Raw genomic sequence first — 25,269 nt, 5'->3', positions numbered from 1 at the left:
TCCTTGAGCCTTGTGCACCCCGATCGGCCGGTGACCATCTACGGTCCGGACTTCCCGTTCGCCTACGACGACTGGATCACGCATCCGGCCGGGATCGGGTCGGTGCCCGCCGACGCGCTCGGCTCGGAGGTCGCCGTGATCGGCGCCGGGATGGCGGGGATGGTGGCCGCCTACGAGCTGATGAAGATCGGCCTGCGCCCAGTGGTCTACGAACCCGAACGCATCGGTGGTCGCCTGCGCAGCGAGCACTTCGTGCCCGGTGAGCCGGAAGTCGCCGAACTCGGCGGCATGAGGTTCCCGATCTCGTCGTCGACGTTCTTCCACTACGTCGACACCTTCGGTCTGCGGTCGCGGCCGTTCCCGAATCCGTTGACGCCGGCGGCCGGCTCCACGGTCATCGACCTTGGTGGCGAGACGCTCTATGCCCGCACCCTCGCCGATCTTCCGCCCATCTACACCGAGATCGAAAAGGCCTGGGACAGTGCACTCGAACGCGTTGCCGGGTTCTCAGCGCTGCAGGATGCCATCCGCAACCGCGACACCGGTCGGCTCAAGGACCTGTGGAACCGGTTGGTGGTGGATTGGGATGACCGCAGCTTCTACGACTTCCTGGCCACCTCCGACGAATTCGGGGCGCTGACCTTCCGGCATCGCGAGCTGTTCGGGCAGGTCGGATTCGGCACCGGCGGATGGGATTCCGACTTCGCCAATTCGATGCTGGAGATCCTGCGCGTGGTGGTCACCAACTGTGACACCGAGCAGCACCTGATCGTGGGCGGGGTCGAGCAGGTGCCCCGGCGGCTCTGGTCGGACAGTCCGGCCCGCATCCGGTACTGGCCGGTCGGGACGAGTCTGTCGTCGCTGCACAGCGGAGTGCCGCGGGCAGGTGCGGCCGCGATCCGCCGTGTCGCGCCGGGCCGGATCGAGGTCGTCGACCGCTGGGGCGACGCCCGTGAGTTCCCGGCCGTCGTGGCGACCTGTCAGGCGTGGTTGCTGTCCACCGAGATCGACTGCGATGAAAGCCTGTTCAGCCAGGACCTGTGGATGGCCCTGGATCGGACGCGCTACATGCAGTCGTCGAAGACCTTCGTGATGGTGGACCGACCGTTCTGGACCGAACGCGACCCGGCGACCGGCCGCGACGTGCTGAGCATGACGCTGACCGACCGGTTGACCCGGGGTACCTACCTGTTTGACAACGGCCCCGACCGTCCTGGGGTGATCTGCCTGAGCTATAGCTGGATGAGCGACGCACTCAAAGTGCTGCCACATCCGGTGGAGAAGCGGGTGTCGTTGATGCTCGACGCCCTGCGCAAGATCTACCCCGACGTGGACATCGCCGAGCACATCGTCGGGCGACCGATCACCGTGTCCTGGGAGAACGAACCGCATTTCCTGGGCGCTTTCAAGGGTGCATTGCCCGGGCATTACCGCTACAACACCCGCATGTACGGACACTTCTACGGCCAGGAACGCCTGCCCGAGGCCGAGCGTGGCATCTTCATCGCCGGCGACGACGTCTCGTTCATGCCGGCCTGGGTCGAGGGGGCGGTGCAGACCGCGCTCAACGCGGTCTGGGGCGTGCTGAATCATTTCGGTGGCCGCAGCCATCCCGACAATCCCGGCCCGGGCGACCGCTACGCCGAACTCGGGCCGATCGACATCGGCGGGTGAGCGTCGTGGCCGACGTCGATGTACGAATAGCGCTGTGGCAGTGCGAATCCCAGCCGCTTCAGGTCGAAGCCAACCTGACCCGCCTCGATGCGACGGCGGCTGTGGCGACGGCGCGCGGAGCGCAGCTGTTGATCGCCCCGGAGATGGTGGTGACCGGCTACGCCATCGGTCCCGATGCGGCCGATCGGCTCGCCGATGCCCCGGACGGCCCAGTGGCCCAACGGGTCCGCGACATCGCGCGCAGCCACGACATCGCCATCATGTACGGCTGCGTGGAGCTTGTCCCCGAAGGTCGGCGGTTCAATGCCATCCGTCTCGTCGATCGGCTCGGGTCCGCGATCGCCACCCATCACAAGACTCAGCTCTTCGGCGACATCGATCGCCGCATGGTGGCCCCGGGCTCGTCACGCCCGCCCGTCGTCGAGTGGGCGGGGTGGCGAGTGGGTCTGCTGACCTGTTACGAGGTCGAGTTCCCCGAGTTGGTCCGGTCCTGCGCGCGGCGGGGAGCGGACCTGATCTGCGTGCCCACTGCGAATATGATCGACTACGACGTTGTGCAGGAAGTGTTGCTGCCGGCGCGCGCGCTGGAAAGCCAGGTCTTCCTCGCCTACGCCAATTACTGTGGTGCAGAAGGCGATCTGGTCTACGGCGGCCGCAGCACGGTGGTGAGCCCGACGAGCGCAGTGCTGGCGCAGGCCGGACGCGAGCCGGAGCTGCTCGTCGTCGACCTCGATCGCCCGACCCTCGAGGAGTCGCGCGAGACGTATCCATATCTGCGTGATCTGAGGACGGACGTGTGCTGATCGGGGTGGGCGCCGGGCGTCAAATGCGTTACACCTGAGGGGAAATTGACTCTGGACAGTCGGCCGTCCGTACCCTACGGTAGCGATACGCATCGAACCTACTGGCCAGTAGCGTTCGGTGTGCAGGGGGTCGGTAGCGGGGTCGGTCGGCGGTGGTCGACGGGTTCCGTCATCTCCGGCAAGCGGTTTGAGATTGTTCGACGTCGACGCCACTATGCGCGTCGACCGCCGTTCGGGTCGTCATGCTCCTGGTGTCGGGGCTGGGTATGACGCAGGCATCTGCACGTCCGATGAGGGGGATCATGCCCGACACACTTTCCACACGTATCCGCGGCCGGGTCGATGGCTCGGTGCGCAGGCCATCAGCGTTGCTCGAGGCGGTCGAGGTCGAAGAGCTCATCGTCATTCCCGGCCTCGATGCGTTGCTCGATGCTCCGCAGGAGTTCGCGCTGAGCTTTGACGCGTCGATCGCGCTGTCGGCGATGCTGCGCAAGCATGCTCATCGGATCGGCGTCCTGAAGCAGATGGCCGCTGACGAGATCGACGAGAAGAATTGTCGAGCAGAAGATCTGAGGGAGATCCCCGCTTCGCTTCCGGTCCGGGCGCTCGAGCTCATCGCCGGGCAGTCGCGTTGGGCGGCGGATCCGCAGGGGCTCGCGATCGTGCGCGTCGCGTTTGCGTTTGTCGCGGTGTATTCGTTGACCGATCCGACCAACTGTCACACCGCCTCGCGTGCACTGCATCTGCGTCCGCGACCCCTCCACGACGACCGCGCGCTGCTGCGTGCAGTGCTGAGCGCGGCGGTGCCGGTGCTCGACGGATCGTGCGCGGGATTGCTGCCGATCTATCTGAGCAAGGCGAGTGCCTTTTTCGCCGATCCGGACCACACCCGATGGTCGGCGCCATTCGACCGACGGTGCGCTGACGCCCGTTCGTCGTCGCTGCTCGATTACAACCCGGATGCGTTGGGTGAGGGCTGCCGGGCGATCGGCCTGGCGCACTCCGCGCTGCGCCTCTCGGGCCGAGGGTCGAACTGACCTGCGATGTTCTCGTGATCGTGGTTCGGGTCACGAATGTTCACTCAGTGTGCCGCGAACCACTTTACAAGTAGGTGGCTTTACCCTAGCGTAGGTTACGCGGCGGTAAGCTACTTTCCGGTAGGTGGGTTGAGGATGGCATCTGCGCATGTCAGAGGGTTTTATTTGTCCCGTCAGAGTGCGATGGACGCACCGACGGGGCGTCGCTGCGCAGTGTGTCGAGCGCTCTGCTGACCGCGGATCGGTCGATTTCGGTGGACGGGCGTGCTGCCGCGTCCGACGGATCTCGACCAGCACACGTCGACGCAGGGGAGGGCGTCGTTCGAGGGGTCGGGTCGGGTCGATCGTGCTGCCGCGGCAACCGGTCGCCCCGACCCGACGCAGTCGCCGAACCGGGTGTGCAGTCCAGGTGGCGCAGTAGGCTGAACGGGTGGTCGATGCAGCACGACGTCATCGATGGCTGATCCATGTGGACCTCGATCAGTTCCAGGTCTCCGTCGAGCGACTGCGCAGTCCGGAGCTCGTGGGCGTGCCGGTGATCGTGGGCGGCAACGGGGACCCGACCGAGGCACGCAAGGTCGTCACATGCGCCTCCTACGAGGCGCGCGCGGTCGGCGTGCGAGCGGGGATGCCTTTGCGCGCAGCGCATCGCAAGATGCCGGACGCGGTCTACCTGCCGCTCGACGTACCCGCCTACGATGTGGCCTCCGCCGACGTCATGGCTGTGCTGCGGGCCTCGGGCCATCCGCTCGAGGTGTGGGGCTGGGACGAGGCCTATCTGGGTGTCGAGCCGATCGACGGACCAGCCGTGGCCGACCGCAGCTCGATCGGCGAACTGGCCCGGCGCATCCGGGCCGACGTGTTCGAACGCACCGGCCTGCAGTGCTCTATCGGGATCTCCGACAACAAGCAACGCGCCAAGATGGCCACCGGTTTCGCGAAGAAGCCGGAACCGGCGTCAAGGGCACTCGCAGCGTTCGACATCGACAAGGTCTACCTGCTCGACGAACAGAACTGGCTGGCCCTGATGGGCAACCGGCCCTGTCGCGACCTGTGGAGCGTGGGGCCCAAAACCGCCGCCAAGCTCGGCTCACACGAGGTGGAGACCGTCGAGCAACTGATCGCCACCCCGCGCGAGCAGCTGATCGAGATCTTCGGTCCCCATCAGGGCAACTGGCTCTACGTGCTGTGCCGGGGCGGCGGTGACGCCACGATCACCGAGGAACCCTGGCTCGCCCGCTCGCATTCCAAGTCACGCACCTATCCCACCGATCTCGCCGATCGTGACGAGATGTGCTCGGCAGCTCTGGAACTGACCCGCGACCTGTTGGCCGAGATCGTCGCCGAGGAGCGCGTGGTGTTCGGGGTGGCCGTCACGGTGCGGACCACGACCTTCTACACGCGGACCAAGTCGCGCAAGCTCGCCGCGCCCACCACCGGCTACGACGACATCGCGCCGGTCGTCGGCGAACTGCTCGGCAACTTCGAACTCGAGCGTCCCGTGCGGCTGCTCGGCGTGCGGTGCGATCTGGTGATGCCGGAGGAGGACGACTGATGCGGGTATGGCTGTGGCCGGTGATGGTCCTCGTCGGCACGGCGGTCATGGCGGCCGCGGGAATCGCTGCGGTGTCCCACGCCCCGGCCGCAGCGACTCCACGCCCGTTGCCGGTCGTCTACGACTTCACCGCCGGTATCGGTGCCGAGCTCTCCCACCCGGGCGCGTCGCTGCCGGGCACCAACGACTTCGGCTGCCGGCCGTCGCGGAGCCATCCGCGTCCGGTGATCCTGGTGCACGGCACCGGCGGTGGGCGGCAGACCAACTGGGCCACGCTGGCGCCGGTGCTGCACAACGCCGGCTACTGCGTGTTCGCACTCACCTACGGGTCGTTGTCGACGGTGTGGCCGGCCTCGGCACTCGGCGGACTGGGGCCGAAGGTCGACAGCGCCTGGCAGGTCAAGGCGTTCGCCGACCACGTGATGGCGGCGACCGATGCTCGTCAGGTGGACATCGTCGGTCATTCGCAGGGCACCGAGATCCCCACGTATTGGATGAAATACCTCGGGGGGCGCGACAAGGTCGCCCACTATGTGTCGTTGGCGCCGTACTGGCGACAGGATCCCGACTCCGATGACAGTCGCGGCGATGCCATCGACACGTTCCGCCGGGCGCTCGGCATCGGGCGGCCCTCGCGTCCGGCATGCCCCGAGTGCGTCGCACCACCCGCGGACACGTCGTTCAATCAGGCAGTGCGGCAACCGACTCCCTATCTGCCTGGCGTCACCTACACCAACATCGTGACCCGCGACGACGAGATCGTGACCCCGTACAGCAACGGGATTCTCGACGGCCCGCCCGGCACCGACGTCAGGAACGTCGTCGTGCAGGACGGCTGCCCGATCGATCGTTCCGACCACGCCTCGATCACCTCGAACCGACGCAGCGCGGCGCTGGTACTCGGCGCCCTGGACCCCACCCACGCGCCGCCGGTGCCGTGCGTGGCGGTGCCCCCCTTCACCGGCGCCTGAGGCGGACGTGCTGATCGAGTGGCCACCGCGGACTCGACACCGCATCGTCGCGCGCCCAGCGGTCATTCGCGCGCGCAAGATCGCTGGACGCGCGATGTCACTCGCGCGGGATGCGCACGCCGACGAGTCGGGCGTCGGGGTCGACGTCGAGGCCGACACGATCCCAGTCGGTGCCCACGGTGACGACGGCGTAGGCGGAGGTGGGGAAGCGCTCGATGGAGCCGTCGGCATCGAGGGTCAGTGCCGTGGCCGGCATTCCCGGCTCGTGGCCCACCACCAGCACGGTGGACGCATCGGCGGGTGCGTGCACCCGAACGGCCTCGAGTACTTCGTCGGGCGACCCGCCGTAGACGTCGTCGACGTAGACCACCGGCGCGTCGACGCCGGTACGGTCCAGGGTCTGCCGGGTGCGGGTGGCCGTCGAGCAGATCACTGCGTCGATGCGCAGGCCCTCGTCGGTCATCCAGCGTCCGGCCAGAGCCGCCTCACGCCGGCCGCGGTCGGCCAGTGGTCGGTCATGGTCACCGACGCCGGCCGGATATCCGGACTTTCCGTGTCGCATCAGCACCAGCGTGCGACTCATGCGGCACCGCTGTCGGGCCGGCGCATCGCGGCGTCACGGGTGGCGCCGACATCGTGGGCGATGGTGCGCAGCAGCGTCACCGTGGCACGCCACGCGGCGGCCTCCTGGCGGCAGTAGGCCGCCTCGTCGTCGGCGCCCGACGCCAGGTGCTCGTCGGCAAGCTCGTCGAATTCGATGTACTCGTCGACAGCCTCGTCGATCAGGCCGACCACGGCATCGGGCGACGCGCACACCACGGTGATGGTGTCGCCGTCGAGGGTCATCAGGCGTTCGAGATCGGACTGGTACCGCATGATCCCAACTTACGACGCGGAGCCGACAGGGTGCGGTATCCACACCGTGAGCAGCGTACTTCCAGGATGGTTGAACCGTGGGACGCGATCGCTAAGGTGGGCCGGGTGCATACCTGGGTTCCCGCGCTGCTGTCGGTGACGGCGGCCGTTCTGATCGCAGGTGGCACCGTGATGCGTCAGCGGGCCTCCTATGCCAGCGGGGCGATAGCGCGCGGCTGGTGGTTGGGTGCGGTCGTGGCAGTGACCGGATTCGGGGCGCAGGCCGCCGCGCTTGGACTCGGGTCCATCCTGCTGGTGCAACCGCTGGTGGTGCTCGCCATCCTGTTCGCGCTGCCGATGGAGGCCTGGGCCGACCATCGGTGGCCGCTGCGGATCGAGTGGGCGTGGGGTGCGGTGCTGGTCGCCTGCGTGACCGTGTTCCTGGCCATCTCGCGCCCCGAACCGTCGGAGCGACGGCCCGACGAGCTGTTGGTGGTGGTGACCGTCGGCGCGGTCATCGTGGGCGTGCTCTGTTGTGTCATCGTGGCCGAGCGATCCAACCGGCACTACAAGTCGCTGTGTTACGGGATCGCGGCGGGTACGTTGTTCGGCGTCTCGGCGCTGCTGGTGAAGGCGGTCGCGGTGCGTCTGATCCACGACCTCAACCGCGCCCTGCTGTATCCCGAGCTCTACCTGTTCGCGGTGGTGGGAGTAGCGGCGATCTTCATGCAGCAGCGCGCATTCGGCGCCGGTGAGCTGCAGACGTCGTTTCCCGCTCTGACCGTGATGGAACTGGCGGTGTCCATGGCACTCGGGGTGGCGCTGCTCGGCGAGAACCTCAAGGTCTCGGTGCCGACGGCCTTGTTCCTCGGCGCGGTGCTCGCCGTGATGGTGCGTGCGGTCCTGGAACTGACAAAGCTCGCCGCGGTGCGCGCGGAGGAGATCGCGCACCGCGCTCACCGGCCGGACGGGTCGAGCCTCAGCTGACCGACACCGGGTCGATCAGACCGCTGATTCCCCGCGCCCACTCCTCGGCAAGTTTCGCCGGCTTGATCGCCGACGAGTTGTCGTGCCGCGCATGCTCGCCGACCTGGGTGGCGCCGCGGGAGACGAGCATGCTGGCGATGATCTCACCGCCGCGATTGAAGGTCTCGCCGTAGACGGTGTCACCGAGGCCGAACAGTGCGAATCGCAGGCCGGTCAGGTCGGGGTTCACCTCGTCGAGCTCGTCGGCGAACGGCTCGGCGCCGGTGGGTAGCTCGCCTTCGCCATAGGTGGAACAGACGGCGATCAGGAAATCGGCCGGGTCGAGATCCTCGACCGCGAACTCGCTCATGTCATAGATCGACGGATCGTGCTCGGCGGCGAGCACATCGGCGATGGCGTCGGCAACCAATTCGCAGTTGCCGGTCTCGGTGCCGTAGAGGATGACGACGGACATGGCTGGTACCCCTTTCGATGTCGCGCTCTCGGGAGACACAACTCCACAAGCCAGACTATCGAGGTGAGGCTACCCTAACCATCTGGGAATGGACAACCCGCAGGTGGGAGGGGGTTGCGAAAATACTTGGATGTCCTACTATTAATGCGGAAGCCGGTCCTGCCGGCATTGCCCCGACTCTCGAATCAGGTGATCTCCTCGTGTCCACTACAGACGCTGCCGTCCGTTCCATCCCGCATTACCTCAACGGTGCCGCGGTGCCGGCCACCGACGGCCGCTTCGCCGACGTGTTCAATCCCAGTACGGGGCAGGTCGCCGCCAAGGTGCCGCTGGCCACCACCGCCGAGGTCGACGCCGCGGTCGCCACCGCCGTGCAGGCGCAGCGCGAGTGGGCCGCCTGGAACCCACAGCGTCGTGCGCGAGTGCTGATGCGGTTCGTCGACATCGTCAACCAGAACGCCGATGAACTCGCCACCCTGCTGTCGATGGAACACGGCAAGACCCACGCCGACGCCAAGGGTGACATCCAGCGCGGCATCGAGGTCATCGAGTTCGCCATCGGGATCCCGCACCTGCTCAAGGGTGAATTCACCGAGGGGGCCGGCGCGGGCATCGACGTCCACTCGGTTCGGCAGCCGCTCGGCGTGGTCGCCGGTATCACCCCGTTCAACTTCCCGGCGATGATTCCGCTGTGGAAGGCCGGTCCGGCGTTGGCCTGCGGCAACGCCTTCATCCTCAAGCCCAGCGAGCGGGATCCGTCGGTGCCGGTGAAGCTCGCCGAGTACTTCAGCCAGGCGGGACTGCCCGACGGTGTCTTCCAGGTCGTGCACGGTGACAAGGAATCCGTCGACGCCTTGCTGAACAACCCCGACGTGCAGGCATTCGGATTCGTCGGCAGCTCCGACATCGCGCAGTACATCTATTCGACCGCCGCTGCCAACGGTAAGCGTTCGCAGTGCTTCGGTGGTGCGAAGAACCACATGATCATCATGCCCGACGCCAACCTCGACCAGGTCGCGGACGCGCTGATCGGCGCCGGCTACGGCAGCGCCGGCGAGCGCTGCATGGCCATCAGTGTCGCGGTCCCGGTGGGCGAGCAGACCGCAGAACGACTCCGCGCCAAGCTCGTTGACAAGGTCAACGCATTGCGGGTGGGCCACAGCCTCGACCCGAAGGCCGACTATGGGCCGCTCGTGACGGCCGCCGCGCTCGAGCGGGTCAAGGGCTACATCGCCAAGGGCGTCGAGGAGGGCGCCGAACTGGTCATCGACGGTCGGGAACGCACCAGCGACGACCAGTCCTACGGCGACGAGGACATCTCGAACGGCTTCTTCATCGGACCGACCCTGTTCGACCACGTCACCAAGGACATGACGTCCTACACCGACGAGATCTTCGGACCGGTGCTGCAGATCGTGCGTGCCGGCGACTACGAAGAGGCGCTCGCGCTGGCGTCGGATCACCAGTACGGCAACGGTGTCGCGATCTTCACTCAGGATGGTGACGCCGCCCGCGACTTCACCGCGCGGGTCAACGTCGGCATGGTCGGCGTGAACGTCCCGATCCCGGTTCCGGTGGCCTACTACACCTTCGGCGGTTGGAAGCGCTCCGGTTTCGGCGACCTGAACCAGCATGGCCCGGCGTCGATCCAGTTCTACACCAAGACCAAGACCATCACGTCCCGGTGGCCTTCGGGCATCAAGGACGGCGCCGAGTTCGTCATCCCGACGATGGACTGAAGTCCTCGGTACCCGCGACGTAAGAGAGCATCCTTCGCATGACGATCATCACCGACAGCGGTCTCGACGCCGACGAGCGCGTCATCGTCGAGACCGCCGCCGGGTTCGCGGCCAAGAAGCTGGCGCCCTTCGCCCTGGAATGGGATGAGGGACACCACTTTCCGGTCGACGAACTCCGTGAGGCCGCCGAACTCGGCATGGCCGCCATCTACTGTTCCGAGGACGTCGGCGGGAGCGGTCTGCGCCGTCTCGACGGCGTGCGCATCTTCGAGCAGCTCGCCTACGCCGATCCCGCGGTCGCGGCGTTCCTGTCCATCCACAACATGTGCACATGGATGGTGGACAAGTACGGCACCGATGAGCAACGGGCGCAGTGGGTGCCGCGCATGGCATCGATGGAGGCCGTGGCGAGCTACTGCCTCACCGAGCCGGGCGCCGGATCGGATGCCGCCGCGTTGGCGACGCGGGCGGTGCGCTCCGGTGACGACTACGTGCTCACCGGCGTCAAACAGTTCATCTCCGGCGCCGGTGCCAGCGACGTGTACGTCCTGATGGCTCGCACCGGCGACAGCGGCCCCCGGGGCATCTCCACGTTCATCGTCGAAAAAGACACGCCCGGACTGAGTTTCGGCGCCCAGGAGCGAAAGATGGGTTGGCATGCCCAGCCCACCGCGCAGGTCATCCTCGACGAGGTGCGGGTGCCGGCCGCCAACCTGCTCGGCGGGCAGGAGGGGATCGGTTTCGGTATCGCCATGAACGGACTCAACGGGGGACGGTTGAACATCGCCGCGTCGTCGTTGGGCGGGGCCCAAGCCGCCTTCGATCGTGCGGCAAGCTATGTGGCCTCGCGCAAGGCGTTCGGTGGCGCGCTGATCGACGAACCGACCATCCGGTTCACCCTCGCCGACATGGCGACGTCGCTGGAGGCGTCGAGGTTGATGCTGTGGCATGCCGCCTCGGCGCTCGACAACGACGCGCCGGACAAGGTGGAGAAGTGTGCGATGGCCAAGCGCTTCGTCACCGACAACTGTTTCACCGTGGCCGACCAGGCGCTGCAACTTCATGGCGGCTACGGATACCTCAATGAATACGGTCTCGAGAAGATCGTCCGCGATCTACGGGTGCATCGGATACTGGAAGGCACCAACGAGATCATGCGTGTGGTGGTCGGCCGATCGATCGCCACCCGATATCGGGACAACTGAACTGCAGACCACTGGGTGAACGCACAAGACTGGGAGATTCGACAATGACGACGATCGCCTTCCTCGGGCTCGGCAACATGGGCGGCCCGATGGCCGCCAACCTCGTACAGGCCGGACACACCGTGCACGGCTTCGATCCGGTGCCCGAGGCGGTGAAGACGGCGCAGGGCAACGGAGTCGAGACGTTCCCGACCGCCGTGGAAGCGGTGGCCGCAGCTCAGGTGGTGATCACCATGCTGCCCAGCGGCGCCATCGTGAAGAGCCTCTATGCCGAGATCCTGCCCGCCACCCAGACCGGTGCGCTATTCATCGACAGCTCCACCATCTCCGTCGACGACGCCCGGGCCATCCATGAGCAGGCCGCCGAGCACGGCTTCGCCCAGCTCGACGCCCCGGTCTCAGGAGGCGTCAAAGGTGCGACCGCGGGCACGCTGGCCTTCATGGTCGGCGGCGAGGACGACGCCTTCGCCGCGGCGCGGCCCACCCTGGAACCGATGGCGGGCAAAGTGATCCACTGTGGTGCCGCCGGGGCCGGACAGGCCGCGAAGGTCTGCAACAACATGGTGTTGGCGGTGCAGCAGATCGCCGTTGGCGAGGCCTTCGTGCTCGCGGAGAAGCTGGGTCTGTCCGATCAGGCGCTCTACGACGTCATCACGGGCGCCACCGGCAACTGCTGGGCCGTGCAGACCAACTGCCCGGTGCCCGGACCCGTGCCGACCTCACCGGCCAACAACGACTACAAGCCGGGCTTTGCCACGGCGCTGATGAACAAGGACCTCGGCCTGGCGCTCGACGCCATCGGCAGCACCGGTTCCCGTGCCCCACTCGGCACCCACGCCGCGCAGATCTACAAGTCGTTCGCCGAACAGCACGGCGACCTCGACTTCAGCGCGATCATCAAGACCCTGCACTAGTTTGGATGGCGCCGGGCCCGCTCTCACTCCGGTCCTCCTCGCTGCGCTCGTCGATCCTCGTTCGGCGACCCGGACGCTGGATGGCGCCGGGCCCGCTCTCACTCCGGTCCTCCTCGCTGCGCTCGTCGATCCTCGTTCGGCGACCCGGACGCTGGATGGCGCCGGGCCCCGCTCTCACTCCGGTCCTCCTCGCTGCGCTCGTCGATCCTCGTTCGGCGACCCGGACGCTGGAAAATGTCCGTGAGCATCACCGCTCGTCGCCGTCGGCTGGATAATCCATCCGAGCAGGCTCGGAGGTGATCCGGATGGACACCGAAAGCAGATCCTGTCGTCAGAAGTCGCCCGCGTTGTGCCGTAGCGACTGAATGGCTTTCACCATCGAGTCCATCTCGTCGTCGGTCATCCCGACCGCACCGAACACTTCCACGTTGAGCGTCGCGGTGGCATCCTCCACCGTGGAACGACCGAGATCGGTGATCTCCACCAGGGTGGTGCGTCCGTCGGTGGGGTGGGGGACGCGCCGGACGAGTTTCGCCTCTTCCAGCCGACGGATCGCGTGCGTCACGCTGGTGACGTGCACCTGCAGCCGATCACTCGCCTTGGTGATCGGTAGCGCGCCCTGTCGTGAAAAGGCCAGCAGGCGAAGAAGTTCGAAGCGCGAGAAACTCAGATCGTACGGACGTAGCGCTCCCTCGACGCGCGCCAGCAGGATCTGATGCGCTCGCATGATCGAGGTCACTGCGACCATCCCGTCGGCCACGTCCCCCCACCCGGCGTCCGCCCAGTTCTGTCGTGCCTCGGCGATCGGGTCGAAACGCATGCTGCGGCCTGCCATGCTCACACCCTATCGGCGATCGGCGCATCGGTAGGTCGCGGTTCCTCCCCCGGGTATCGCTTCACTCGCCAGCTGCCGCCGGAGAACGAACCGATACCCGGGGGAAGAACAATCGAGCGCGCGGTCCAGCGGGTCTCAGTGGCTGGGTGTGTGCTCCATGAGCATCTCGATGGCGCCGACGATGGTGTCGACCAGGCCGGCCACGGTGTGGTCGCCGAGCTCGCCGCGCTGCTCGTCGGACCGCATCATGATCACCGACTCCACCAGCCGGAACGGCAGCAGCGCCCGGGTGTCCGAGGCGGTGCCGAGCGCCGCCGTGGCCAGCGACTCGTACGCGCCGGCGAGTTCCTGCCGGGCGGCGCGGAACTCGCCGAACCGATCGTCGGCCAGCTCGGGTAGCAGATACAGGGCGCCGAGGTTCCAGCGCGCGGCGGCCAGCTGGGTGACGTCGTATCGGGCGAGATCCAACAGTCGGTGAAGCGGCGCCTCGTCGGCCTGCAGCAGCTCGCGGGCCCGCTCCACCGAAGGATCGACGGTGGTGGCGAGCAAAGCGGCGAGGATGTCGTCCTTGGTCTTGAAGTAGTGGTATAGCGACGCCTGCCGTACCCCGACCGCATCGGCGATCATCCGCGTCGACGTTCCGGTGTAGCCGTGTCGGGTGAACAGTTCGGCAGCCGCGTCGAGGATCTCCTCGCTGGCGGAATCTCCGTGCCGTCGTGGCTTGACCAGACGCGGTCGGCCCGGGCCAGCGGTGCCCGACGATGCTGACGGCCGCGACGCCATGAGGTCCTCGATTCTGCCTGTGTCGAGGTCTCGACACCCGACTGCATTCACCCTAACGCACCCATATTGCGGAGCCGACAGGCCGCTGACCTGCGCGATGTAACACACTTGTAGCGCGCGTTTCCATCTACGAAATAATTCTGTCACTTGATAGAAATTCGCGGAAGGTTATCTATCACCTGACAGATACGCCGCTCATCGTGGAGCCGACGCACAGACCTCAGCAGAGAGACGACGACAATGACCTCCACCGCCATCACGCCGCCGCCAGTGCCGCCCGAACCATCGGGAGGCGACGCCGACGACCTGTCGGAGTTCGGCTACGACCAGCAGCTGCATCGGTCGCTCGGCAAGTTCGCCTCGTTCGCCGCCGGCTTCTCGTTCGTGTCCATCCTGACGACGATCTTCCAGTTGTTCGGACTCGGCTTCGGCTTCGGCGGACCGGCCTTCTTCTGGACTTGGCCCATCGTCTACGCGGGCCAGTTCCTGGTGGCGCTGTGCTTCGCCGAGATCGCGGCGCGCTACCCGATCTCCGGCGCGATCTACCAGTGGTCGCGGCGGATGGGCGGCGAGGTGATCGGCTGGTTCGGCGGCTGGTTCATGATGATCGCCCAGATCGTCACCGCATCGGCCGCGGCCATCGCGCTGCAGGTGGTGTTGCCGTCGGTCTGGAGTGGGTTCCAGATCATCGGCGACGACCCCACCCTGACCAGCACCAGCGGCGCGGCCAACGCGGTCCTGCTCGGTTCGATTCTGCTGGTCATCGTCACCTCCATCAACTGTGTGGGCATCTCGTGGATGAGCCGTATCAACAACATCGGTGTCACCTGTGAGCTGGTCGGCGTGGTCGCCGTGGTGCTCGCACTGTTCACTCACGCCCAGCGCGGCCCCGACGTCGTCTTCGACACCGGCGTCCCCGGCCAGCAGCCCGGTTACATCTGGGCTTTCATCGTCTCCGGCCTGATGGCCGCCTACGTCATGGTCGGCTTCGGTTCGGCCGGCGAGCTCGCCGAGGAGACCCGCAACCCGCGTCGTGTCGCCCCGCGCACCATCCGGCTGGCGCTGACCGTGTCCGCGATCGGCGGCGGTCTGATGCTGCTCGGTGCGCTGATGGCGGCCCCGACGCTCGACGAACAGCTGGCCACCGGCGGCCTGCCCTACGTGCTCGACTCGGTGCTCGGCAGTTTCTGGGGCAAGGTGCTGCTCTGCGACGTCGCGGTGGCGATCTTCATCTGCACCCTGGCGATCCAGACCGCGTGCTCGCGGCTGATGTTCTCGATGGCCCGCGACGGTCGGCTGCCGTTCTCCAAGACGCTGTCGCATGTCAACGAGCGCACCGGAACCCCGATCGCGCCCGCGATCCTGATCGGGGTGCTGTGCATCGGCATCCTGCTCGTCAACGTCGGCAACTCGGCGATCTTCGCCACCCTGGCCAGCGTCTGCATCATCCTGATCTACCTCGCCTACCTGGCGGTGACCGGACCCATGCTGTACCGCCGGTTCCAGGGCTGGCCCACCGATCGGGCGGCCGTCGACGCAGAGGGCAAGAAGCTGTTCACCATGGGATGGTTCGGAATCGTCGTGAATCTGTTGGCCGTGCTCTACGGCACGCTCATGGTCATCAACCTCGCCTGGCCCCGAGCCGAGGTGTTCGACCCCGCGGGCGACATGCCGATCCTGCGGTGGGCCGGTCCGATCTGCATCGCCATCACCGTGCTGGTCGGCATCGCATGCTTCCCCCGCGGCAAGGAACATCCCAAGCCTGTCACCTCGCCGGTCTGAGATCCCGCGACCCGACCGCATCCCCTCAAGGAGTCACATCATGAGCACCATCACCCACGACGACGGCACCGCCACCACGGCGGGTGCCCGCGAACACGCCCGGTCGCAAGCCGGCACCATCACCGACTCGATGCCGGTGGTGCCCGCCGCCAACTGGCCCAACCCGCCGGCCGGTGTCGACGCCGACCGGCTGACCTGGGCGGAAACGGTGCCCGGCGGTCGGTACACCAGCAAAGTGCTCGCCCGGGGTACGCGCCTGCGGCTGCGGGACATCACCGGCTCGGCCTGCGCGCACCTCCTGCTCTGGCGCGCCGATGCCCCCTGGGAGCGGCTCAATGTCGCCGACACCGTCAAGGTGCCCTGGCAGGCCTACCTGTCGACCGGCCACCCTCTGCTCAGCGACCAGGGACGTGCGCTGGCCACCGTCGTCGCCGACGACTCCGGTCACCACGACGCCCTGTGCGGCACCAGCACGCTGGCCCGCAACATCGCGAAATACGGTGACGGACTGGCACATTCGGACACCCCAGCCGGACGCGAGCTCTTCACGCTCGCAGCGGCCAAACACGGACTCGCTGCCGCCGACGTGGCGCCGTCGCTGTCGTTTTTCCACGGTGTTGTCGTCGAATCCGACGGCACCCTGACCTCGAAGGGGTCGGCGGGGCGGGACAAATCGGTCGAGTTGATCCTGCACCTGCCGTGCGTGGTGGCCGTCGTCAACACCGCCCATCCACTCGATCCCTCGCCCACCTTCGACACCGGCCCGCTCGAGGTCGTGTCCTGGCGGGCCACCGGTGACCTCGACGACCTGCTGGGCAGCGTCGCCGACGCCGACCCCGAATACCAGCGGGCGGTAGCGAACTCCGAAGACGTTTGGGCCGCAGCCCATTTCTGATCCGATACCCACCGTCCCGTCCGCTGGTCGAGTAGCCCACAGTGAGCGCAGCGAGTCCGGGACGCATCGAGACCAACCACCTGAACGGAAAGTTGCATGACCACCACCGAAATCCCCACCGACCCTCACGAGCTCGCCCTCGTCCCGGGAGAGATCATCACCGACGCCGTCATCGGTGCCCGCGCCCCCTGGTCCGGCGTCGTCGCCGCCGGCGATGTGCTGACCATCGTCGACCTCTACGGCAACCAGGCCGTGGACACCCTGTTCTACGGCGGCCACGATCACACCGTCCGGTACTCGGCGCAGGCCACCATCGCGGCGCAGGGCAACATCTTCCTGACCACGGGCACCGTGATCCGGGACCAGGAGTCCAACGCGCTGATGACGATTGTCGACGACGAGGTCGGCAACCACGACACCCTGGGCGGCGCCTGTTCGCAGGAATCCAACACACTGCGTTACGGCCACCACACCAAACACCAGCACGCATGTGTCGAGAACTTCCTCATCGGTGGTGCGAAACACGGCCTGGGTAAACGTGACCTGGTCGGCAACGTCAACTTCTTCATGAATGTGCCGGTGGACCCGGACGGCTCGCTGGGCATCGTCGACGGCCTGTCGGCGCCGGGCAAACGTCTCGCGCTGCGCGCCGAGGTCGACACCTTGGTGTTGATCTCCAACTGCCCGCAGATCAACAACCCCTGCAACGGATTCGATCCGACCGCGGTGCGCGTCATCATCACCCGTCCCTCGGCCTGACCGCCGAACTGCCTTCCAACACGAGGAGCTCGAAACCCATGGCCACCATCACCGTTCTCCGCGCGGGGCCACAGACAACGATCCAGGACTGGCCCGGTCGGATCGGCTACTGGAAAGTCGGCGTCCCGCCGTCCGGGCCGATGGACGACCTCTCGTTTCGGCTCGTCAACCAGGCGGTCGGCAACGGCGATACCGCCGCCGGTCTGGAGGCGACGATGATGGGACCCGCCCTGCGGTTCGACGCCCCTGCCATCGTCGCGGTGGGGGGCGCGCCCGCCCCGGTCACCGTGTCGGGACGTCCGGTCGCGCAGTGGGTTCCGGTACGACTCGAAGCGGGTGATGTCCTCGATGTGGGTGCGGCCGCCGACCTCGGAATGCGTATCTACATCGCGGTGTCCGGCGGTATCGAGGCCGAGGACTACCTGGGGAGCCGATCCACCTTCACGATGGGCCGATTCGGCGGCAAGGACGGCCGCAAACTCGCCGACGGCGACGAGCTCACACCGGCCGACACCCCGACCGGGCGGTCGCGTCGCGTCCTGACCGACGAGCAGCCTGCCTTCACGCACACCTGGGAACTCGGCGTGACGGTCGGACCGCACAGTGCGCCGGAGTTCTTCACCGCCGACGACATCGACGACGTCTTTGCCACCGCGTATGAGGTGCACTTCAATTCCGACCGCACCGGTATCCGCCTTATCGGACCGAAACCGCGGTGGGCGCGCGACGACGGCGGCGAGGCCGGACTGCATCCGTCCAACATCCACGACAACGCCTACTCGGTTGGGGCGTTGGATTTCACCGGCGACACCCCGATCCTGTTGGGACCGGACGGCCCCAGCCTCGGCGGATTCGTTTGTCCGGTCACCGTGGTCGCCGCGGAACGCTGGAAGTTGGGTCAGCTCAAACCCGGTGACACCGTCCGCTTCGTCGCCGTGCGCAGTGAGCATGCGGCATCACCGTCCACGATCGGCCCGGGCCGACGGGCCGGGATGGTGAACGTGCTCTCCGCCGGCGGCGACCTCGACGACGGCATACTCGGCACCACCACGACCGCCGACGGGGCCACCACGGTCACTTATCGCCGCAGCGGCGATGACAACATCCTGGTCGAATACGGCGACATGCGGCTCGATCTCGCGTTGCGGGCCCGCGTGCACGCACTCAGCGAGCGCATCGCCGCCGAGCGGCCGGCCGGTCTCATCGACCTCACCCCGGGTATCAGGTCCCTGCAGGTCAAGGTGGACCCCGATGTGTGGTCGCAGCGCGACGTGCAGCAATGGCTGACCGAGTGTGAGAGCCAGTTGCCGGCCGCCGAGGACCTCGTGGTCCCGAGTCGTGAGGTGTCGTTGCCGCTGTCGTGGGACGACCCGGCCACCCGGGAGGCCATCGAACGTTACATGCTCGGTGTGCGCGCCGATGCGCCGTGGTGCCCATGGAACATCGAGTTCATCCGTCGGATGAACGGACTCGACTCGGTCGACGATGTCCACCAGATCGTGTTCGACGCGAGCTATCTGGTCCTGGGGCTGGGCGACGTCTATCTCGGTGCGCCGGTGGCGGTTCCGCTCGATCCGCGACATCGGTTGGTCACCACCAAATACAACCCGGCGCGTACCTGGACGCCGGAGAACGCGGTCGGCATAGGCGGTGCGTACCTATGTGTCTACGGTATGGAGGGGCCGGGCGGCTATCAGTTCGTCGGCCGTACCACGCAGGTGTGGAATCACCGCCACCCCGAGCCGGCACCCGGTTTCGACGCCGAGCACCCGTGGCTGCTGCGGTTCTTCGACCGCATCAGTTGGTACCCGGTGAGCGCCGACGAGTTGCTCGACATGCGTGCCGACGTGGCCGCCGGTCGCGGCGACAGTATGCGGATCACCGAGGGCAGCTTCTCGTTGGCCGAACATCAGGCTTTCCTCGATGTCAACGCCGGCGCCATCTCGGCCACCCGATCGGCGATGGTGTCCGCTCGCGACCAGGAGCGCGAACGCTGGTCTCAGCAGGGAGAATTCGCGGCACGTGGTGGCGCCCAGAACATCGAACAGGGGAAGGTCGCATGACTCGCATCGACGACATCTACCGCCGGATCGCCGACGCCGACCGGCCCGAGGTGTTCATCACGCTCCGCCCGCGCGAGGAGGTGGCTGCCGAGTTCGCCGCCTCGGCGGGCAGCGGTCTGCCGCTCGCGAGCGTGGTCCTCGCCGTGAAGGACAACGTCGATGTGGCCGGGCTGCCGACCACTGCCGCATGTCCCGGGTATGGCTACCACCCGGACGTCGATGCGCCGGCAGTCGCCGCGCTGCGGGCGGCCGGGGCGGTGGTGATCGGCAAGACCAACCTCGACCAGTTCGCCACCGGACTCGTGGGAACCCGCAGCCCCTATGGCGCGGTGCGGGATTCCCGACGACCCGAACACATCTCGGGTGGTTCCAGTTCGGGCTCGGCGGTCGCGGTGGCGCTCGGCTTCGCCGACATCGCCATCGGCACCGACACCGCCGGGTCGGGACGTGTGCCCGCCGGGCTGCAGGGCATCGTCGGTGTCAAGCCGACGCTAGGGGTGGTCTCCACCGAGGGGGTGGTGCCGGCATGTGAGAGCTATGACACGGTGACCATCTTCGCCGCGTCCCTCGGCCTGGCCGATCGGGCGATGGCCGCGATGGCCGTGGGGACCGGGCCCCGGCCGTACGGCCCGGCGAGCCGATTGGCTGCACCGGAACAACCGACCATCGCGGTTCCGGCCGAACTGCCGGAGCTCGACGATGCCTGGCGTGCAGCGTTTGCCGATGCCGTTGCCACTGCCGAGGCGGCCGGACTGCGGATCAAGCACATCGACTTGACGCCGTTTCTGGCCGCCGCCCGACTGCTGTACGAGGATGCGCTCGTGGCCGAACGCGCGCACGCCGTCGGCGGGTGGTTGCGTGGCGCAGACGAGTCCGCCGGACTAGACCCAGTCGTCGCCGGGATCATCGGCGCCGCAGACAGGTTCAGTGCAGTCGACCTGCTGGCGGCGCGGTCCCGGCTCGCGACGCTGCGACGTGAGGCAATGGCCGAACTCGGTGACGCGGATGCGCTGATGGTGCCCACCGCGCCGGCCCACCCCAGTCTGGCCGAGGTGGCCGCCGACCCGGTGGGCGTGAATTCCCGGATGGGTACCTACACCAATTTCTGCAACCTCTTCGATCTGTGCGGTGTCGCTGTGCCCGCCGGAACCGTTGACGAAACAGACCGAACACAAGCGCAATTCGGCATCACGCTGTTGGCTCGCTCGCACGAGGACGCCGTCGTGATGGATCTGGCCCGACGGTTGCGTACCGAAACCCCCGGTGCCGCGTGGCCGGAATCCGTCGCCCCGACGGTGGAGCTCGCGGTGTTCGGTGCCCACATGCGCGGTGGCCCGCTGACGCATGAGTTGTCCGAGCGTGGAGCGCGGTGGGCGGGGGAGGTGAGCACTGCGGACTGCTACCGGTTGGTGGCGTTGGACACCGTTCCCGCCAAGCCGGGATTGGTGCGGGATCCAGACGGCGGACACGAGATCGCCGGCGAAGTGTGGGTGATGTCCCCGAATGCCCTGGGCGAGTTTCTTGCTGCGCTGCCGGCCCCGATGATGCTGGGCAGCGTCGAACTGTCCGACGGTCGATGGGTCGTGGGATTCGGATGCGCCGCCGACGCCGCTGAGCGAGGGGAGCGCTTGAGCCGCACCCGGTGGTGAACGCGCGGCGTGTCGGTCCCGGCCCAGGTGATGGCAGCTGTTTGAGTCCGTTGAACATTTCTTTGAAATCGCACACCGCACGATTCGGACATGGTTCAATGAGCGCGCTCACATCTGGTGGACAGGGGATTGGGACGGATGACCAACATGGGCGGCAACGGAATTCGGCGTTCGCAGAAGGTGGAACGACGACGCAACCGCAAGCAGAAACGCCACGGTGTCACCGCCGGGGTGGCCGCCTTGGCAACCGTCGCCGCGGTTGGTGTGGGGCAGATGGTGGTGCCGGCGCAGGCTCAGGCAGACATCTTCGACGATATTGACCTCATCGAGTCGATCAATTTGAATCCCGCGGCGAGCCTGGGTGAGGTCATCGGCACGATCGTCAACAACCCCGCATCGCAAACTGCGCTGGACCAATGGCGGATTCAGGGCTGCGCGAGCGGAGGAGTGAGCGGTGGGGCCGACTGCCAGGAATCCACGGGTACCGGTATCGCGATTGTCTTGCCGGGAGAACTCGAGCTGGCACCGCGTGTCGTGTTCGTACCGATCCAGAGCGCCGTGAACGATCCTTTCGTTCAGAGTCTGCTCGAATTTCTCGGAATTGAGAACGCGACGATCGACGACGCGCTCGAGCCAGAGGGCTCTGCGACGGTGATCGGCAGTGGATTCCAGTTCGCGATGGCGTCCACGGGCGGCAATGCCACCGCGGTGTCCTACCTACCGCTGAGCCTGGCGACCGCGGGCGCCAGCGATGGGCGCACCGCCTACGCGTTCGCGATCGTTGGAATGGCCAACGCGTGGACCACCGACGACATCCCGGTGACCATCCTCGGGCTCGACACCGGCGTCGACATCCCCGGTATCCAACAGGTCAGCTGCTACGGCGGCCTGACCGGTGCGTACGCAGAGGAGGTGGGTGCCTGCGCGAACGTACTGGGCACCTTCGACTTCCGGTGGTCACAACCAAACGGCGAGGTCCAGTTCGCGCTGACCGATCCGTCGGCGGTGCTCACCGATCCGTCGGGCGTCTTCTCTCAGGTCATCACCCAACTGCTCAACGGCGAACCCTTCACCCTCAGCAAGGACTTCGCCCGGCTGAGCTTCGCCGGGGACTACGACCTGCTCAGCGGCAACTTCGTCCGCTTCACCAGCGACTATGGGACGCAGGAATCGACCACCATCAACTGGCTCGGTCAGCAGCTCACGCTCAACCCGATGGTCACCGTCAACGGACAGGAACGGCCCAACCATCTGGGCGTACCCATTCTGACCCTCGGCGAACTCGACACCGGTGAGATCGTGCCCGTCCTGCACATCACTGACATCGAATTCCCGTTCGGTATCCCGTCGGCCGGTCCGTTCGTCATTCCCGACACCAGTTCGTCGATGACGTCGACCGCTACTCTCGCGGTGAGCGAGACCGAGGCGCCGGACGTCGAGCCGACGATGCAACAGATTGCCGCGCTGAGTGAGCCGGCCCAGGTCGAGCCGGAGTCCGCTGCCGACGAGACCGAAGAGTACGTCGGCAAGCACCGGATCGCCGACGTAACGCCCGAGTATGTCGGCAAGCATCGCGCCGACGATGCTTCCGACACCATCGCCGATTCCGCCACCGCCGGGGCGCCAACGGAGTCGGCCGAACCCGGCGACGGTGCCGCAGACGATACCGACAGTGCGGAGGCCGACGCCTCCGACACCGACCCGGCCGACACCGACCCGGCCGACACCGGGTCCGCTGATAGCACCGACGACACCGAGTCCGACGCGGATTCCGATTCCGGTGACAACTCCGCGGACGGAGGTGACGCGGGTTCGTCGTCGGTCGACGAGGGCTGACGCCGCGGCGTCATCGGGGATGGCCGCTCTCCTTGGCTACAGTGGAGGAATCGATCAGTTTCACCTGACCGGCCGCACCAAGGAGGAGCCATGGCGGTAGATCCAGCGAAACGTCAAGCGGTGTCGGAGGTCGTACGTCAGCATCCCGGGATGGCGGTGGCCGCGGTGTCACCGGCGATCGTGGTGTTCGCGGTGCTCTGGTTGGTTCTCGGGTTCTGGCCTGCGCTGATCATCGGCCTCGTGGCCGGGGGCGCCGGCTACTACTTCCTGACCCGTCAGCGGTAACCCCCGAGCAGCGACTGACCCCAGAGCGACCAAACCCGAGCAACGACCAACCCCGAGCGACCAACGCAGAGGAGCAATGGCCACCCGCGTCGACAGTTGGATCTGGGCGATCCGGCTCACCAAGACCCGATCAGCGGCGGGTGCGGCGTGCCGCGGTGGGCACGTCCGTGTCAACGGCGTCACCGCGAAGCCGGCACAACCGGTCACCATCGGCGACGAGGTGCGCGTCCGCTTGCACGGGCACGAACGGATCGTCGAGGTGACCAAACTGATCGCCAAGCGTGTGTCCGCGCCCGCGGCGGCCGAATGTTTCATCGACCGCAGCCCACCACCGCCGCCACGCGAGGTCCTGGCCAGTCAGCCCCGACGCGACCGCGGCGCCGGTCGGCCCACCAAACGCGAACGCCGTGAGTTGGACCGTCTGCGGATGCGCGGCGGCTTCCTCATCGCGACGGTGGCGATCGTCGCTGTCGTGCTCACCGGGTGCTCGGGTGGCTCCGGTGACTCCGACGACCCGGCATCGCCCAATACGCCTGAGGCGCCGGCGCAGGCCGGAGCAGGGCCGTTCTTCGGTGAGTGTGGCGGGCTGACCACCGAGGAGGTCACCCGGATCACGAAGTTCGCGGGCCTGTCCAACACGGTCAACAACCCGTCGGTGTGCGAATGGGACAGCAGCGGTGACCGCACCGGCGCCGTCACCTCGTTCAACTGGTACCGCGGTTCGCCGATCGGGCGCGAACGCGCCACCGAGCAACTGTCCCGCGAATCGACCAAGGACGTCGAGATCGACGGCCACCGTGGATTCATCGCCTCCGACGTCGGCATCTGCGAGATCGGCATCGCGTTCGGCGCCGACTTCTTCGAATGGTCGGTGAGCGCCGGTACGCAGGCGCTCCTCGGTGAGCAGCCACCGCCGACCGAACAGATCTGCGACGCTGCCCGCGAGCTGTCGCGACTGTCGATCGAGCGGGCGTCATGAGGCGCCGCTTGCTCGCGGTCCTCGCCGCGGTGCTGATGAGCCTGGGGATGGCGACCGGCTGCAGCGTCGACGGCACCCCGGTCGCCGTTGGCGCCGCCGACGATCAGCAGCCCGGCAACGTCGACACCGACCAGTTCGACAATCTGCTGCTCGAATGCTCGGTGTTGTCCCCGATGCAGATCGCCGACGCGGTGGGCGGGACGGTGGCCCGGGGCACCTTCAACGGCGCCATCTGCCGATGGATCGTCGAGGGCACCACCACCGCCGGTGTCACCTTCAACTGGTTCGAGTGGGGCGATCCGAACGTCGAGAAGGACACCGCCAAGGAACTCGGTTACCAGACCGAGAACATCAAGGTCGCCAGCCAGGCCGCGTTCACGCAGCGTGACCCGGATCGGCCGGCCGTCTGCGGGGTCACCGCACGCGCACCGAGCCGGGGCGTCTACACCTGGTGGGTCGAACCCCGCACGTCGGCGGTACCGGCCGACCCGTGCGCGGCCCCGATCAAACTGATGGAGTTGCTGCTCAGCGGTGGTCAGTGACGGGTGCGGCTCAGACCGGTATGACCCGGACCAACTCGTCGATACCGACGAAGTCCGCCGGATTGCGCGTGTAGAGATGCGCGTCATGGGCATGTGCGGTGGCCGCGATGAGTAGATCCAGCGAGCGTGCGCGAGGTTGCCGGTCCGCCTCGAGTACGGCAGCAGCCACTTTGCCGTATGCGGCTGCAACCGCCTCGTCGACCGGCAGCGCATCGAAGGATCGCTCGATGATCAGCAGCCGCCGCAGTCGCTCGGCCCGCGACGTTGCGTCTTTGGCAACGAGCACACCGAAGTGCAGTTCTGCCACCGTGATGGCGCTCAACGCCAGCTCGCCTGCGAGCGCTCCAACATCGGGGGCGAGAACCACGCTGGTATCGAGAATCGCCCTCACCGAGGTAGCCACGGATCACCGACAACGTGATCGATGGTCTCGCGGTCGGTAGCCCAGTCGGCGTCGGAGGGACCGGCGAACAGGTCGCGGATGTCGTGCCACCGGCGCCAGGCTCGCGGGGCCGCAGGGACGAGGCGAGCACTCGGACGACCTGACACCGTGATGGTGATCTGTTCGCCGGCCTCGACTCGTCGCACCAGCTCAGAGGCGTCTTGGCGCAGTTCGCGCAGTCCCACGGTCGTCATCAGTACAGTGTAGCGCTTGTGCTACCTCACC

25 protein-coding genes are annotated in these 25,269 nt (G+C 67.0%); 18 read left to right on the top strand and 7 right to left on the bottom strand.

The genetic code is table 11. The features are described from left to right. Nucleotides 1–12 precede the first annotated feature (12 nt). The 5 genes from OSB52_RS11085 (at nucleotide 13) to OSB52_RS11065 (ending at nucleotide 6,040) form a co-directional block, all read left to right on the top strand. The gene (locus OSB52_RS11085) at nucleotides 13–1,674 is read left to right on the top strand and encodes a flavin monoamine oxidase family protein (protein WP_266061681.1); all 1,662 of its coding nucleotides are present in this window, start codon (nucleotides 13–15) and stop codon (nucleotides 1,672–1,674) included. Nucleotides 1,675–1,679: 5 nt separating this feature from the next. Beyond that, nucleotides 1,680–2,477 carry a carbon-nitrogen hydrolase family protein gene (locus OSB52_RS11080; RefSeq protein WP_266061666.1) on the top strand — a complete coding sequence of 266 codons (798 nt, stop codon included), beginning with the start codon at nucleotides 1,680–1,682 and terminating at the stop codon, nucleotides 2,475–2,477. A gap of 302 nt (nucleotides 2,478–2,779) precedes the next feature. Continuing rightward, the gene (locus tag OSB52_RS11075) at nucleotides 2,780–3,514 is read left to right on the top strand and encodes a hypothetical protein (RefSeq protein WP_266061665.1); all 735 of its coding nucleotides are present in this window, start codon (nucleotides 2,780–2,782) and stop codon (nucleotides 3,512–3,514) included. A gap of 430 nt (nucleotides 3,515–3,944) precedes the next feature. After that, nucleotides 3,945–5,069, top strand: a complete 1,125-nt coding sequence (locus OSB52_RS11070; RefSeq protein WP_266061664.1) for a DNA polymerase IV — start codon at nucleotides 3,945–3,947, stop codon at nucleotides 5,067–5,069. 47 nt (nucleotides 5,070–5,116) lie between these two features. Beyond that, the gene (locus OSB52_RS11065) at nucleotides 5,117–6,040 is read left to right on the top strand and encodes an esterase/lipase family protein (RefSeq protein WP_266061680.1); all 924 of its coding nucleotides are present in this window, start codon (nucleotides 5,117–5,119) and stop codon (nucleotides 6,038–6,040) included. A gap of 97 nt (nucleotides 6,041–6,137) precedes the next feature. Here OSB52_RS11065 and OSB52_RS11060 read toward each other — a convergent pair whose 3' ends face one another. Continuing rightward, nucleotides 6,138–6,623 (bottom strand): SixA phosphatase family protein, encoded by a 486-nt coding sequence (locus tag OSB52_RS11060; RefSeq protein ID WP_266061663.1) that lies wholly within the window; start codon nucleotides 6,621–6,623, stop codon nucleotides 6,138–6,140. Further along, on the bottom strand, nucleotides 6,620–6,916 hold the full coding sequence (locus OSB52_RS11055; RefSeq protein WP_235723486.1) for a hypothetical protein: 297 nt from the start codon (nucleotides 6,914–6,916) through the stop codon (nucleotides 6,620–6,622). The genes OSB52_RS11060 and OSB52_RS11055 overlap by 4 nt, the downstream gene beginning before the upstream one ends. A 66-nt stretch (nucleotides 6,917–6,982) precedes the next feature. Here OSB52_RS11055 and OSB52_RS11050 point away from each other — a divergent pair, with 66 nt between their 5' ends. Beyond that, nucleotides 6,983–7,882, top strand: a complete 900-nt coding sequence (locus OSB52_RS11050) for a DMT family transporter (protein WP_277615079.1) — start codon at nucleotides 6,983–6,985, stop codon at nucleotides 7,880–7,882. On the opposite strand, the gene OSB52_RS11045 is transcribed toward OSB52_RS11050, so the two are convergent. Next, nucleotides 7,875–8,336: a flavodoxin family protein gene (locus tag OSB52_RS11045; protein WP_266061662.1), complete on the bottom strand. Its 462-nt coding sequence runs from the start codon at nucleotides 8,334–8,336 to the stop codon at nucleotides 7,875–7,877. The two genes, OSB52_RS11050 and OSB52_RS11045, sit on opposite strands and share 8 nt — an antisense overlap. A gap of 200 nt (nucleotides 8,337–8,536) precedes the next feature. Between OSB52_RS11045 and OSB52_RS11040 the strand changes: the two genes are divergently transcribed. The 3 genes from OSB52_RS11040 to mmsB are packed head-to-tail and all read left to right on the top strand — an operon-like array spanning nucleotide 8,537 to nucleotide 12,194. Continuing rightward, nucleotides 8,537–10,075, top strand: coding sequence for a CoA-acylating methylmalonate-semialdehyde dehydrogenase (locus OSB52_RS11040; protein ID WP_266061661.1), 1,539 nt, complete (start codon nucleotides 8,537–8,539; stop codon nucleotides 10,073–10,075). 38 nt (nucleotides 10,076–10,113) lie between these two features. Further along, nucleotides 10,114–11,280: an acyl-CoA dehydrogenase family protein gene (locus OSB52_RS11035; RefSeq protein ID WP_266061660.1), complete on the top strand. Its 1,167-nt coding sequence runs from the start codon at nucleotides 10,114–10,116 to the stop codon at nucleotides 11,278–11,280. A gap of 44 nt (nucleotides 11,281–11,324) precedes the next feature. Then, nucleotides 11,325–12,194 (top strand): 3-hydroxyisobutyrate dehydrogenase, encoded by an 870-nt coding sequence (gene mmsB, locus OSB52_RS11030; protein ID WP_235723490.1) that lies wholly within the window; start codon nucleotides 11,325–11,327, stop codon nucleotides 12,192–12,194. Nucleotides 12,195–12,525: 331 nt separating this feature from the next. Here the strand turns inward: mmsB and OSB52_RS11025 are convergent, their stop codons facing one another. Further along, complete coding sequence (locus tag OSB52_RS11025; protein ID WP_235723491.1) at nucleotides 12,526–13,029, bottom strand: MarR family transcriptional regulator; 504 nt, start codon at nucleotides 13,027–13,029, stop codon at nucleotides 12,526–12,528. Nucleotides 13,030–13,164: 135 nt separating this feature from the next. Further along, a complete protein-coding gene (locus OSB52_RS11020) occupies nucleotides 13,165–13,812 on the bottom strand; it encodes a TetR/AcrR family transcriptional regulator (protein ID WP_235723492.1) in 648 nt (215 codons plus the stop codon). Between the two features lie 240 nt (nucleotides 13,813–14,052). Between OSB52_RS11020 and OSB52_RS11015 the strand changes: the two genes are divergently transcribed. The 9 genes from OSB52_RS11015 (at nucleotide 14,053) to OSB52_RS10975 (ending at nucleotide 24,602) form a co-directional block, all read left to right on the top strand. Then, nucleotides 14,053–15,594 carry an amino acid permease gene (locus OSB52_RS11015; protein ID WP_266061659.1) on the top strand — a complete coding sequence of 514 codons (1,542 nt, stop codon included), beginning with the start codon at nucleotides 14,053–14,055 and terminating at the stop codon, nucleotides 15,592–15,594. Between the two features lie 40 nt (nucleotides 15,595–15,634). After that, the gene (locus OSB52_RS11010) at nucleotides 15,635–16,489 is read left to right on the top strand and encodes an urea amidolyase associated protein UAAP1 (protein WP_266061658.1); all 855 of its coding nucleotides are present in this window, start codon (nucleotides 15,635–15,637) and stop codon (nucleotides 16,487–16,489) included. A 96-nt stretch (nucleotides 16,490–16,585) separates the two neighbouring features. After that, the gene (locus OSB52_RS11005; RefSeq protein ID WP_266061657.1) at nucleotides 16,586–17,248 is read left to right on the top strand and encodes an urea amidolyase associated protein UAAP2; all 663 of its coding nucleotides are present in this window, start codon (nucleotides 16,586–16,588) and stop codon (nucleotides 17,246–17,248) included. 38 nt (nucleotides 17,249–17,286) lie between these two features. Further along, a complete protein-coding gene (locus OSB52_RS11000; RefSeq protein WP_266061656.1) occupies nucleotides 17,287–19,311 on the top strand; it encodes a 5-oxoprolinase/urea amidolyase family protein in 2,025 nt (674 codons plus the stop codon). Beyond that, a complete protein-coding gene (atzF, locus tag OSB52_RS10995) occupies nucleotides 19,308–20,960 on the top strand; it encodes an allophanate hydrolase (RefSeq protein WP_266061655.1) in 1,653 nt (550 codons plus the stop codon). Before OSB52_RS11000 ends, atzF begins: the two co-directional genes overlap by 4 nt. Before the next feature lie 138 nt (nucleotides 20,961–21,098). Further along, entirely contained in the window at nucleotides 21,099–22,796 is a 1,698-nt protein-coding gene (locus tag OSB52_RS10990; RefSeq protein WP_266061654.1) for a hypothetical protein, read from the top strand. A gap of 90 nt (nucleotides 22,797–22,886) precedes the next feature. Further along, a complete protein-coding gene (locus OSB52_RS10985) occupies nucleotides 22,887–23,081 on the top strand; it encodes a hypothetical protein (protein WP_235723498.1) in 195 nt (64 codons plus the stop codon). A 76-nt stretch (nucleotides 23,082–23,157) separates the two neighbouring features. Beyond that, on the top strand, nucleotides 23,158–24,060 hold the full coding sequence (locus OSB52_RS10980) for a DUF3558 family protein (RefSeq protein ID WP_235723499.1): 903 nt from the start codon (nucleotides 23,158–23,160) through the stop codon (nucleotides 24,058–24,060). Beyond that, the gene (locus OSB52_RS10975) at nucleotides 24,057–24,602 is read left to right on the top strand and encodes a DUF3558 domain-containing protein (RefSeq protein ID WP_235723500.1); all 546 of its coding nucleotides are present in this window, start codon (nucleotides 24,057–24,059) and stop codon (nucleotides 24,600–24,602) included. The genes OSB52_RS10980 and OSB52_RS10975 overlap by 4 nt, the downstream gene beginning before the upstream one ends. A 10-nt stretch (nucleotides 24,603–24,612) precedes the next feature. Here OSB52_RS10975 and OSB52_RS10970 read toward each other — a convergent pair whose 3' ends face one another. Both OSB52_RS10970 and OSB52_RS10965 read right to left on the bottom strand, forming a co-directional pair. Next, nucleotides 24,613–24,993, bottom strand: coding sequence for a PIN domain-containing protein (locus OSB52_RS10970; RefSeq protein ID WP_372512400.1), 381 nt, complete (start codon nucleotides 24,991–24,993; stop codon nucleotides 24,613–24,615). Beyond that, nucleotides 24,990–25,238, bottom strand: a complete 249-nt coding sequence (locus OSB52_RS10965) for a type II toxin-antitoxin system Phd/YefM family antitoxin (RefSeq protein WP_266061652.1) — start codon at nucleotides 25,236–25,238, stop codon at nucleotides 24,990–24,992. The genes OSB52_RS10970 and OSB52_RS10965 overlap by 4 nt, the downstream gene beginning before the upstream one ends. Between the last annotated feature and the right edge of the window lie 31 nt (nucleotides 25,239–25,269).

The organism is Gordonia aquimaris, from assembly GCF_026262595.1.
Classification (GTDB): Bacteria; Actinomycetota; Actinomycetes; order Mycobacteriales; family Mycobacteriaceae; genus Gordonia; species Gordonia tangerina.
The sequence above is the reverse complement of the archived record's forward strand: the minus strand, read 5'-3'. Positions and strand labels throughout refer to the sequence as shown.